At 70.3% G+C, this 11,599-nt stretch carries 10 protein-coding genes; 5 read left to right on the top strand and 5 right to left on the bottom strand.

Features of this window, described 5'->3' with window-relative positions; all coding sequences use genetic code 11:
* Window positions 1–9 precede the first annotated feature (9 nt).
* Complete coding sequence (glgX, locus tag OG329_RS07285; protein ID WP_405793509.1) at window positions 10–2,133, bottom strand: glycogen debranching protein GlgX; 2,124 nt, start codon at window positions 2,131–2,133, stop codon at window positions 10–12.
* A gap of 401 nt (window positions 2,134–2,534) precedes the next feature.
* On the opposite strand from glgX, the gene OG329_RS07280 reads away from it, so the two are divergent.
* Both OG329_RS07280 and OG329_RS07275 read left to right on the top strand, forming a co-directional pair.
* Window positions 2,535–3,767, top strand: coding sequence for an SAV2148 family HEPN domain-containing protein (locus OG329_RS07280; RefSeq protein WP_405793508.1), 1,233 nt, complete (start codon window positions 2,535–2,537; stop codon window positions 3,765–3,767).
* Between the two features lie 116 nt (window positions 3,768–3,883).
* Window positions 3,884–4,633, top strand: a complete 750-nt coding sequence (locus OG329_RS07275) for a 3'-5' exonuclease (RefSeq protein WP_405793507.1) — start codon at window positions 3,884–3,886, stop codon at window positions 4,631–4,633.
* 448 nt (window positions 4,634–5,081) lie between these two features.
* On the opposite strand, the gene OG329_RS07270 is transcribed toward OG329_RS07275, so the two are convergent.
* Window positions 5,082–5,957 (bottom strand): phosphotransferase enzyme family protein, encoded by an 876-nt coding sequence (locus tag OG329_RS07270; protein WP_405793506.1) that lies wholly within the window; start codon window positions 5,955–5,957, stop codon window positions 5,082–5,084.
* Window positions 5,958–6,288: 331 nt separating this feature from the next.
* On the opposite strand from OG329_RS07270, the gene OG329_RS07265 reads away from it, so the two are divergent.
* From OG329_RS07265 to OG329_RS07255, 3 genes are read left to right on the top strand one after another with little or no spacing between them, the layout of a single operon-like run.
* The gene (locus OG329_RS07265; protein ID WP_405793505.1) at window positions 6,289–7,227 is read left to right on the top strand and encodes a carbohydrate ABC transporter permease; all 939 of its coding nucleotides are present in this window, start codon (window positions 6,289–6,291) and stop codon (window positions 7,225–7,227) included.
* Window positions 7,224–8,063: a carbohydrate ABC transporter permease gene (locus tag OG329_RS07260; protein ID WP_405793504.1), complete on the top strand. Its 840-nt coding sequence runs from the start codon at window positions 7,224–7,226 to the stop codon at window positions 8,061–8,063. The genes OG329_RS07265 and OG329_RS07260 overlap by 4 nt, the downstream gene beginning before the upstream one ends.
* Window positions 8,063–9,376, top strand: a complete 1,314-nt coding sequence (locus tag OG329_RS07255; protein WP_405793503.1) for an ABC transporter substrate-binding protein — start codon at window positions 8,063–8,065, stop codon at window positions 9,374–9,376. The genes OG329_RS07260 and OG329_RS07255 overlap by 1 nt, the downstream gene beginning before the upstream one ends.
* Window positions 9,377–9,379: 3 nt before the next feature.
* Here OG329_RS07255 and OG329_RS07250 read toward each other — a convergent pair whose 3' ends face one another.
* From OG329_RS07250 to OG329_RS07240, 3 genes are read right to left on the bottom strand one after another with little or no spacing between them, the layout of a single operon-like run.
* Window positions 9,380–10,690: an RNA polymerase sigma factor gene (locus OG329_RS07250; protein WP_405793502.1), complete on the bottom strand. Its 1,311-nt coding sequence runs from the start codon at window positions 10,688–10,690 to the stop codon at window positions 9,380–9,382.
* On the bottom strand, window positions 10,687–11,082 hold the full coding sequence (locus OG329_RS07245) for a YciI family protein (RefSeq protein WP_405793501.1): 396 nt from the start codon (window positions 11,080–11,082) through the stop codon (window positions 10,687–10,689). The genes OG329_RS07250 and OG329_RS07245 overlap by 4 nt, the downstream gene beginning before the upstream one ends.
* A gap of 53 nt (window positions 11,083–11,135) precedes the next feature.
* Window positions 11,136–11,552 (bottom strand): VOC family protein, encoded by a 417-nt coding sequence (locus tag OG329_RS07240; RefSeq protein ID WP_405793500.1) that lies wholly within the window; start codon window positions 11,550–11,552, stop codon window positions 11,136–11,138.
* Between the last annotated feature and the right edge of the window lie 47 nt (window positions 11,553–11,599).

The following is an 11,599-nucleotide window of genomic DNA, read 5'->3' as shown; positions in this document are numbered from 1 at the left end:
CGGCCCCCTCTACACCGACCGCATCAGCACGGTCATGCTGCGGCCGATCATCGTGATCCGCTCGCCCGCGTCCACCTTCGGACCGTCGCCCGGCGGTACGCCCTCCGGACGGGACGTGTCCACGACGACGCGCCACTGGCTGCCGTGATTCGCGGGCACGGCGAATTCCAGCGTCTCCGCGCTCGCGTTGAACATCAGCAGGAACGAGTCGTCGAAGATCCGCTCACCGCGCGGTCCCGGCTCCGAGATGGCCTGCCCGTTCAGGAAGACCGTCATGGCCTTCGCGTCGGTCGCCTGCCAGTCGCCCTGGATCATCTCTTCACCCTCAGGGGTGAACCACGAGATGTCCGACAGCTCGTCGTGCGTCCCCTCCACCGGACGGCCGTGGAAGAACCGGCGCCGCCGGAACACCGGATGGTCGCGCCGCAGCCAGACCATGGTCTGGGTGAAGGCGAGCAGCCCCTTGTTCTTCTCGTCGCCCTTCTTCGGCCAGTGCACCCAGGAGACCTCGTTGTCCTGGCAGTACGCGTTGTTGTTGCCGCTCTGCGTACGGCCGAACTCGTCGCCGTGACTGAGCATCGGCACGCCCTGGGACAGCATCAGCGTCGCGATGAAGTTGCGCACCTGACGGTCGCGCAGCTCCAGCACCTGCGGATCGTCGGTCTCTCCCTCCGCCCCGCAGTTCCACGAGCGGTTGTGGCTCTCGCCGTCCCTGTTGCCCTCGCCGTTCGCCTCGTTGTGCTTGTCGTTGTAGGCGACCAGGTCGTGCAGGGTGAAGCCGTCGTGGCAGGTGGTGAAGTTGATGGACGCCAGCGGGCGCCGCCCGTCGTCCTGGTAGAGGTCGGACGACCCGGTGAGCCGGGACGCGAACTCCGCCAGGGTGCGCGGCTCGCCCCGCCACAGATCGCGGACCGTGTCGCGGTACTTGCCGTTCCACTCGGTCCACAGCGGCGGGAAGTTGCCCACCTGGTAGCCGCCCTCGCCCACGTCCCACGGCTCGGCGATCAGCTTCACCTGAGAGACCACCGGGTCCTGCTGGACCAGGTCGAAGAACGACGAGAGCCGGTCCACCTCGTGGAACTGCCGGGCCAGTGTCGCGGCGAGGTCGAAGCGGAAGCCGTCGACATGCATCTCCTCCACCCAGTACCGCAGCGAGTCCATGATCAATTGGAGCACGTGCGGACTGCGCATCAGGAGCGAGTTTCCGGTGCCGGTGGTGTCCGTGTAGTAGCGCGGGTTGTCGGCGCCCAGCCGGTAGTAGGAGGCGTTGTCGAGGCCCCTGAAGGAGAGGGTCGGGCCCAGATGATTGCCCTCCGCCGTGTGGTTGTAGACGACATCGAGGATCACTTCGATGCCCGCCTCGTGCAGCGCCTTCACCGCCTGCTTGAACTCCAGCACCTGCTCGCCGCGGTCTCCCCAGGAGGCGTAGCTGTTGTGCGGGGCGAAGAAGCCGATGGTGTTGTAGCCCCAGTAGTTGTTGAGGCCGGCGTCCACCAGCCGGTGGTCGTTGACGAACTGATGCACCGGCATTATTTCCAGCGCGGTGACGCCCAGCTCGGTGAGATGTTCGATCACCGCCGGATGGGCCAGGCCCGCGTACGTACCGCGCAGCTCCTCCGGCAGGTCGGGGTGCAGCATCGTCAGGCCCTTCACATGGGCCTCGTAGATGACGGTGCGGTGGTAGTCGGTACGCGGGCGGCGGTCGTCGCCCCAGTCGAAGTACGGGTTGACCACGACGGCCGTCATCGTGTGCGGCGCCGAGTCCATGTCGTTGCGCGAGTCCGGCCTGCCGAAGTGGTAGCCGTACACCGACTCGTTCCAGTCGATGCTGCCGCTGATCGCGCGGGCGTACGGGTCCAGGAGCAGCTTCGCCGAATTGCAGCGCTGCCCGTTCTCGGGCTCGTACGGCCCGTGGACCCGGAAGCCGTACCGCTGACCGGGCATGATGCCCGGCAGATAGGCATGCCGGACGAAGGCGTCCGCCTCGCGCAGCTCCACCGCCGTTTCTGAACCGTCGTCGTGCAGAAGGCACAACTCGATCCGGTGCGCGGCCTCTGAGTAGACCGCGAAGTTGGTTCCGGCGCCGTCGTACGTGGCGCCGAGGGGATACGTCTGTCCCGGCCAGACCTGCATAGATATGACTCTTCCACTTCTGATCCGGGTGCTGGGGGCTTTCCTCGACCAGATACTCCCCGAAAGAGGCGCAACCTCCTAGGAGGCCCGTGCGGAAGCCGGGCCGGAAGCGGCCCGTCCGGCCCGGCGGGTCAACTTCGGGTTCCCGGCGCGTCACCCCGTTGCCGGACCGTGTCCCGCGTCGCATATGGCCGGATTCAAGCCATACGCCGCCACTTGGCCGACCATCCGTCACCAGGCCCAATGACTATGAATCATCCCACTCCGGCCGAGATCGGCACACAGAACGCCCGCCCGAGCCAGGGGAGTTGAGAAACGAGCCTGTGCATCCGGCTGCACCTCCTCCCCTTTGCGCAGTACCCTTCCTTGATCGTTGAAAGGGGAGGGAAGGCGGTGCGCGGGTGAGCTCGGGAGGGCTGGAGCTACCCCCAGGTGACCCAGGTCATGAGGGGGTTTCCGGCGACATCCCGCCCGGAGCGGTCTCCCTCGCACGGCCGATGGAGATCGGGGCGGAACTGGACTGGGGTCCGGAGGCATGGACCGAGGTGCGTACGCGCGCCCAGCGGGCCGGCCGGGCCTACATCTGGCTGAATCTTGTCGAACAGCGGCTCCGGGCCGTCGTCTCGGCGATCCTCAAGCCGATCTACGAGCCGGTGCACGGCGACGACTGGGTGGTGGCCGCCGCCGGACCGGCGGGCCAGGAGTGGGTCCAGCGCGCCGTCGCCGTCCGCGAGGTCTCCCGCCGCAAGGGCTATCTGCTGGACCCGGCCGACGACAACGTCCTGAGCTTCCTGACGCTCCCGCAACTGCGGGAGCTGATGGTCCAGCACTGGCCGGGCTTCCAGCCGTACTTCGACGACCGCCGCGATGTCGAGCTGGCCCTGGACGAGCTGGAGGTGGCCCGTAACGTCGTCTCCCGCAACCGGGCGCTGTCCGAGGCCGTCCTCGCGCAGGCCGAGCGGGCCTCCGCGCGGCTGCTGGAGATCCTGGGCAGCGGGACGGCCGTGCCGTCCGCCGAACGGCTCCGCGTGGACGCCGTGGAGGACCTGGTCGGCGACCGGTACGCGGACGTGGTCTCCGTCCACCCCGACCGGGTGCGGCTCCAGCGGCAGATCCCCGCCGAAGACCTCTTCGGCGGCGCGCGGCGCCTCGACGCGGTAGGGATAGGTCTGAACCTCCTCGTGCAGAACTTCTCCGGCCGGCGCCTCGTACGGCTCGCCGAGTCCGGCTGCCGGATACGGCTGCTCTTCCTGAACCCGGCCAGCAGCTCGGTCAAGCGCCGCGAACGCGAACTGGGTCTCAAGAAGGGCGAGCTGAGCCGGTCCGTGGAGATGAACATCCTCCATATGCGCCGGGTGCGCTCCCGGCTCCGCGACCCGGGCGCCTTCGAGATCAATGTCTTCGACGAGACCCCGCGCTTCACGGCGTATCTGGTCGACGGGGACGGCGCGGACGGACTCGCGGTCGTGCAGACCTATCTGCGCCGGGCGCGCGGCATGGAGGCGCCGGTGCTGGTGCTGCGCGGCGCGGGGCGCGATGTGGTGCGGGTCGGCCAGGACACGGAGCACGGTCTGTTCCAGACGTACCGCGAGGAATTCGAGTCGGTGTGGGCCGACTCGCGACCCGTCTCCTGACGGTGCGCGAGCACGTCGGCGTGCTGAAGCCACGTCAAGGCGGCACCCACCCGGCGTTGTCAGTGCCGCGTGCGAAGGTGAATGTCGAACGGGGAGAAGCGTGAGGGAGGACCGGGATGGGCTGGCACGGGGAGCCGTTGGTCGGATTCGATCTGGAGACGACCGGCACGGAGCCGCTTCAGGCGCGCGTCGTGACGGCGGCGGTGATCGTGGTGCGGGACGGCGCGGTGGAGGAGCGGTGGGACTGGCTGGCCGATCCGGGCATCCGGATCCCGGAGCAGGCGTCGGCGATCCACGGCGTCACCAGCGAGCGCGCGTCGGCGGAGGGCCGGCCCGCGCGTGAGGTGACGGACGAGATCGCGACCACGCTCGCCGGGTACTGGAGGCGGGGCGTGCCGGTCGTGGCGTACAACGCGTCGTTCGATCTCACGCTGCTCGCCGCGGAGTTGGCGCGGCATCAACTGCCGTCGCTCAACGACCGGGTGGGCGGCGGACCGATCGGCCCGGTGATCGATCCGTACACGATCGATCGCGCCGTCGACAAATACCGGCGGGGCAAGCGCAATCTGGAGGCGGTCTGCACGGAGTACGGGGTGGTGCTGGACACCGCGCACGACGCGGGCGCGGACGCGCTGGCGGCCGTGCGGGTGGCGACGGCGATAGCGGGCCGCCACCGCCAGGTCGGCTCCCTCTCGGCGGCGGCGCTGCACGAGCGGCAGATCGCCTGGTACGCGGAGTGGGCGGCGGACTTCCAGAGCTTCCTGCGGCGCAAGGGCAACGCGGACGCGCTGGTGGACGCGCACTGGCCGCTACGGGAGTTGGTGCCGGCATCTTCGGCGCTACCCTCCAGCCCCTCCGGCGTTTGATGGGCGGGCCGGGCCTGTTCAGCGCCTCAGGTGTTTGAGGCGCGGGCCGGGCATCTTCAGTCCGTCCGGTGTCTGAGGTGCGGGGCGGCGCATGTCCAGTCCGTCCGGTGTCTGAGGTGTGGGGCCGGGCCTGTTCAGCCTCGCCGGCGTTTGAGGCGCGGGTCGGGCATCTTCAGCGCCTCAGGTGTCTGAGGTGCGGGGCCGGGCCTGTTCAGCGCCTCCGGCGTTTGAGGGGCGGGGTCGGGCATGTTCAGCCTTCAGGTGTCTGAGGTGCGGGCCGGGCGATCTTCAGCCTCGCCGGCGTTTGAGGCGCGGGGTCCGGGGCGGAGCCCCGAAACCCAGCCCGCCCGGCGTTTGAGGGCACGGCCGAAGGCCGTACGGGGCCCGGGGCGCAGCCCCGGTTGAGGGAAGGGGCGGGTAGGGGAACAGCCCGCGCAGCGGCAGCCCGTCAGAAGGGGTACCAGCGCACCTCGGGGTCACCGTCGCGCAGCGACGCGACGCGGCGGCGGAATTCCGTCAGCGCCTTCGGGTTCGTCGGGGCGTGCTGCGCCACCCACGCGCAGCTCGCCGTCTCGCGGGCGCCGCGCAGCACGGCGCAGCCGGACCAGTCGCGTACGTCCCACCCGTACGTGTCCGTGAAGGTGTCGTACGCCTCCGAGGCCATGCCGTAGCGGTCCCGGGACAGGGCCATCACCACCAGGTCGTGCTCGCGCAGATCGGTGGCGAAGGTCTCCAGGTCGACCAGGACCGGTCCGTCCGGGCCGACATGGACGTTGCGGGGGAGCGCGTCGCCGTGGATCGGGCCGGGGGCCAGGTGCGGGGTGAGCGCCGCCGCCGCGGTGGCGAAGCCGTCCCTGCGCTCGCGCAGATAGTCGGCGTCGGCCGGGTCGATCGCGTCGCCCGCGATCCGCAGCCACCGCTCCACACCGCCGAGCAGTTCCCTGCGGGGCAGTTCGAACGGCGGCGCGGGCAGGGCGTGGACGAGCCGGAGCAGCGCCGCCAGATCGGCCGGGCCCGCCGGGCGTACGGCGGCGGGCAGCCGCCGCCAGAGCGTGACCGGGTGGCCCTCCACCGTACGGGCCTTGGGCTCGGCGGCCCGCACCGTCGGGACGCCGTTCGCCGCGAGCCAGTCGGCGACGGCCAGTTCACGCTCGGCGCGCTCCAGCAGCTCCGGGGCGCCGGCGAGGCTCCGGCCGACCTTGACGACCAGGTCACCCGTCGCGAACACCGCGTTCTCGCCCAGCGCCAGCAGCTCGGCATCGTGCGACAGCCCAGCGGGCAGCCCCGTGGCGTCCAGTACCGCGCGCGCCCCTGCCTCGTCCATCGAACTCTCCCTCAGTCCCGCCGGGCCCGGTGGCCGGTCAACCGGTCCGGTCACCGCCCAAGTCTCGCATCCGTGCAGGTTGGCTTGACGAACCCGCCGCCCGTCAGCACGATGACGGGGCCGCCAGGGCCTGTCCGGCGGATCTTCGTGAGCCCGGAGCGTCTGGCACGGCACCTCAGTGCGTTGTCGGACTCGTCCAAGTGCGTCCAGTACGAGCACGATCGTCCGCCTTGCGATGCACCGCACCAGACGCCCCGGGCCGATCCCGAATATCCGCCGGACAGGCCCTGGGGCGGCCATCCCCACAAAGCCGCCCGAAGGAGCCGAATTCGTGACACTGGCGACCGCAAAGGCGCGGTCCGGCAAGGGAGTTCCCGAGGGCAGACCACCACGGGAGAAGGTGATCGACCGCGGTGCCTGGTTCCTGGTGCTGCCGGCCCTGATACCGATTCTCGTACTCAGCGTCGGCCCCCTGTTCTACGGCATCGCCCTCGCCTTCACCGACGCGCAGTCCGGCCGCACCGAGCCCACCGAGTGGATCGGGACGCTCAACTTCCAGGACCTGTACCACGACACGCTGTTCTGGGAGTCCTTCCGGATCGGCCTGCTGTGGGCGGTCGGCGTCACCGTCCCGCAGTTCGTGCTGGCCCTCGGCCTCGCCCTGCTGCTGAACCAGCGGCTGCGCTTCCGCTGGCTCGCACGGGCCCTGGCGATCATCCCCTGGGCCATGCCCGAGGTGGTCGTCGGCATCATGTGGCGCCTCGTCTACAACGCCGACGCCGGAATCCTCAACGAGACGATCCGCGACTTCGGTCTCGGCGACGGCCGCGACTGGCTCACCGGACTGGCCACCGCCCTGCCCGCCGTGATCGTCGTCGGCATCTGGGCGGGCATGCCGCAGACCACCGTCGCGCTCCTCGCCGGACTCCAGAACACCCCGGACGAACTGCACGAGGCGGCGGCGCTGGACGGCGCGGGCGCCTGGCGCCGGTTCCGTACCGTCACCTGGCCCGCGCTCAAGCCGGTCGCCCTCGCCATCACGGCGCTGAATTTCATCTGGAACTTCAACTCCTTCGCCCTGGTCTACGTGCTGACCAACGGCGGACCCGGCGGCCGGACCCGGCTGCCCATGCTGTTCGCGTACGAAGAGGCGTTCCGCTACGGGCAGTTCGGCTACGCCGCCGCCATGGGCTGTGTCATGGTCGCCGTGATCTCCGTTCTCCTCGCCTGTTATCTGGTGGGACGTCTCAAGGCAGGGGAGGACAAATGAGTCTGCGCACCAGCAAGCCGGCGCGCGCCGGGCAGTACCTCGCGCTCCTGTGCTATCTCGTCTTTCTCGCCTTCCCCTTCCTGTGGCTGATCTCCACCGCCTTCAAACCGGCGCGTGAGCTGGGCAGTCTGCACCCCACCTGGATTCCCGACAGCCCGACCCTGGAGAACTTCCGGCAGGCGTTCGACGAGCAGCCGCTGCTCAGGGCCGCCGGCAACAGCCTCACCGTCGCGCTGTCCGCCGCCCTGATCTGCGTCGTCATCGCGACCCCGATGGCCTATGTGATGGCCCGGCAGCGCAGCAGGCTCGCGACGGCCGCCACCGGATGGGTCGTGGTCAGTCAGGCGTTCCCGTTCGTCCTGGTGATCATCCCGCTGTTCCTGGTGCTGAAGAACCTCCACCTGATCAACTCGCTGTTCGGGCTGATCATGGTGTACGTGGTGTGGTCCCTGCCGTTCGCGCTGTGGATGCTGGTCGGCTATGTACGGGCCGTGCCCGCCGAGTTGGAGGAGGCTGCCGCCGTCGACGGCGCCGGCCGGCTCCGTACGCTCGTCTCCGTCACGGTCCCGCTGCTGGCGCCGGGCATCGTCGCCACCGCGATGTTCGCCTTCATCACCGCCTGGAACGAGTTCTTCTTCGCGCTCGTCCTGCTCAAGACCCCGGAGAAGCAGACCTTGCCGGTGATCCTCACCCACTTCCTCGGTGCGGAGGGCGTCGCCGATCTGGGGCCGCTCGCGGCGGCGGCGTTCCTCGCGACGATCCCCTCACTCGTCATCTTCGCGATCATCCAACGACGGATCACGGGCGGCATGCTCGCCGGGGCGGTGAAGACCTGATGCGTACGAGAAGCCGGATCGCGGCCTGCGCGGTGAGCGCCGTGCTGCTGTTGAGCGGGTGCTCCGGGGGCGGTGACTCCTCCGACGGTCGGATCACCCTGCGCTTCCAGTCGCTGGCCTGGCAGGACGAGTCGGTCGCCGTCAACAAGGAGCTGGTGAAGGAGTGGAACGCCGCCCACCCCGACGTACGCGTCGAGTATGTCCAGGGCAGTTGGGACAGCGTCCATGACCAACTACTCACCTCCTTCGAGGGCGGTGAGGCGCCCGACATCATCCATGACGCCTCCGACGACCTCGCCGACTTCGCGTACGGCGGCTCCCTCGCCGACCTCGACGGGCTGCTGCCCGACCGGCTGAAGCGGGACATCCCGGAGCGGAGTTGGCAGACCACGACGTTCGGGGACGGGGTGTACGGCGTGCCGTTCCTCCAGGAGCCGCGCGTGCTGATCGCCAACAAGAAGATCCTTGAAGCCTCCGGGGTGCGGATCCCGACCGCCGAGAATCCCTGGACCTGGGCCGAGTTCAGGGCGGTCAGCAAGGAACTGACAGCGGGCGAGGGGCAGAAGCCGGGGCCGGGGCAGGCGGAGTACGGGGTGGCCTGGCCGCTCAAGGACCCGGTCTCCGCGACGCTCAATCTGAGCCGGTCGACCGGCGGGCAGCTCTTTCACCGGGGTGCCGACGACAAGGTGACGATCCAGTACACCGAGGCCGACGCCGAGGTCCCCGCCGTCATCCACGACCAGGTCAACAGCGACGGCAGCGCGTCGGGCGCCACGCTCGGCATGGGCGGTTCGGACACGCTGCCGGGCTTCTTCGGCGGCACATACGCGATGGTGCCGCTCGGGTTCTCGTACCGGCAGCAGATCATCCAGCAGGCGCCGAAGGACTTCGAGTGGACGGTGCTGCCGGCGCCCGCCGGGGCGGACGGGGCGACGCAGGGGGTCAGCCCGCAGACCCTGTCGGTCTCCGAGGACACCCGGCACAAGGAAGAGGCCGTCGCCTTCATCGACTTCCTGCTCCAGCCGCAGAACATGGTCCGCCTGGCCCGGGGCGACTGGATGCTGCCCACCGGTACGGCGGCGCTCACCGATCCGTCCCTGCACACCGAGAAGGACGGCTGGGGCACCGGCGCCGCGCTCGCCCGCGACCTGCTGCCGGCGCCCGCGCAGACGGTGCGCGGCTATCCGGAGTGGAAGGACAAGGTCGCCACCCCGGCGCTCCAGGAGTACTACAGCGGCGCGATCGACCGCGCCGAGCTGGAGAAACGGCTGGTGAAGGACGGCAATCTGGTGCTGGCCCGCTATCAGCGCTGATCTTTACGGGGAGTCGAGGCGGGCCGCTTCCAGGCGGGCCGCGCGGTCGTGGAGGTAGCGCTGTTCGGGGAGGCTGGTGGTGAGCCGGGCCGCCGTACGGTAGTCGGCGAGCGCGCCCTCGCGGTCGCCGGCCCGCTCCAGCAGGTGGGCCCGGACCGCGTACAGCCGGTGAAACCCCCTCAACCGCTCGTCGCCGTCCAGCGGTTCGAGCAGGGCGAGTCCGGCGCGCGGGCCGCAGACCATCGATACGGCGACGGCGTGGTTGAGCGTGACCACCGGATTGGGCGCGAGCGCCTCGAGGAGCCGGTAGAGGCCGACGATCTGCCGCCAGTCGGTGTCCTCGGCGCGTACCGCCTCCGCGTGCACGGCGGCGATCGCCGCCTGTACTTGGTACGGGCCGAGTTCGGCGCGCGTCAGCGTCTGCGAGATCAGGGCGACGCCCTCCTCGATGGAGGCCCGGTCCCACAGTGTCCGGTCCTGCTCCGCGAGCGGGACGAGGGAGCCGTCAGGGCCGGTGCGAGCCGCGCGGCGGGCGTCCGTGAGCAGCATCAGGGCGAGGAGTCCGGCGGTCTCACCGGCCATGACGCCGTGCGCACCGGCCAGGCTGTCAGCGCGGAGCAGGCGGCGTACGGTCCTGGTCAGCCGGATCGCCTCGCCCGTCAGCTCGCCACGGCGCAGAGCGGGCCCCGAGGTGGCGGTGTAGCCCTCGTTGAAGATCAGGTAGAGGACATGGAGCACCGAGCGCTGCCGGTCGGGCAGTTCGTCGGGCGGCGGCATGTCGAATCGCGCGCCCGCCGCCTTCACACGCTGCTTGGCGCGGCCGATGCGCTGGGCCATCGTCGCCTCGGGGACCAGGAAGGCGCGGGCGATCTCCGCCGTGGACAGCCCGCCCACGGCGCGCAGCGTGAGCGCGATCCGGGACGGTGGTGTGAGGGCGGGGTGACAGCAGAGAAAGAGCAGGGTGAGCGTGTCGTCCTCGTGGGCCGGTTCGTCGGCGGCGGGTGCGAACCACTCGTCGGCCGGGGTCCGCGCGGCGACCGCCTCCTCCCGCCGCCGGTCGGCCGCCTCGCTGCGGATGTGGTCGGTCAGCCTGCGCGACGCGACGGTGACCAGCCAGCCGTCCGGGCTCCTGGGCACGCCGTCCTTCGGCCACTGGACGGCGGCGGCCAGCAGCGCTTCTTGTACGGCGTCCTCGGCGGCCTCGAAGTCGTCGTGGCGACGCGCGAGCGCGGCGAGGACGCGCGGCACCAGCGGGCGCAGCAGATCCTCGACGCGCTCGCTGTCGCCGGCGCCCCCAGGCTCGCCCGTGCTCACATCTCCTGGCCGGATGTGTCCATGATCGGGCGTACCTCGACGGCGGCGAACCGCGCGTCCGGGAAGCGTGCCGCGATCTCGGTGGCCCGCTCCTGGCTGTCGCAGTCGACCACGAAGTAACCGGCCAACTGCTCCTTGGCCTCGATGTACGGCCCGTCCGTGGTGGCGGGCAGACCGTCCCGTACCCGTACCGACTTCGTGTTCACCGGGTCGGCCAGCGCGGTGCCGCTGATCAGCTCGCCGGACGTGGTGATCTCCTGCCGGAGCACGTCGGCCTGCTCGCTCATCTCGGCCCGCTCCTCGTCCGACATCGCGAGGGCTTCGCGGGTACGGAGGAAGGCCGGGTGACCCCAGCTCTTGGGGTTGCTGTAGATCATGATCAGATACTTCATCTCGACTCCCCGTCTTCCGGATGTACGGTACGGGGCCGGTCACGCACCGTCACTCAGGCCGTCCCGGCGAGGCCGACGACGTTGCCCTCGGGGTCGGCGAAGTGCCCGACCACCAGCGCGCCGGGCTCGGGCCGCGCGGGCTCGGGGCCCATCCGGCGTGTCCCGCCAAGGGCCTCGGCCTGCCGGAGCGCGGCTTCCACGTCGGGTACGCCGATGTAGAACAGGACCTGCGGCCGGAAGCCCGCCCCACCGGCGACGCCGCCGTTGATGCCGGGCACACGCCCGTTCGCGCCGTCGCCCCGTACGGGGTTCGCGGCGCCGTTCACGAAGCCGTACTCGCCCGGCCGCGACACCGTCAGCGTGCTCGCGTCCCCCACGGCGAAGTCCCACCCGAACAGCTCTCCGTAGAAGGCGCGCAACTTCGCGGGGTCGGCGCCGACGATCTCGAAATGCACCACTGGCAGTCCCATGACCGCTCCACTCCTCGTCACTCGTATCTCGCGTCTCGTACGTCCTT

Source organism: Streptomyces sp. NBC_01506, from assembly GCF_045040295.1.
Taxonomy (GTDB): Bacteria; Actinomycetota; Actinomycetes; order Streptomycetales; family Streptomycetaceae; genus Streptomyces.
The sequence above is the reverse complement of the archived record's forward strand: the minus strand, read 5'-3'. Positions and strand labels throughout refer to the sequence as shown.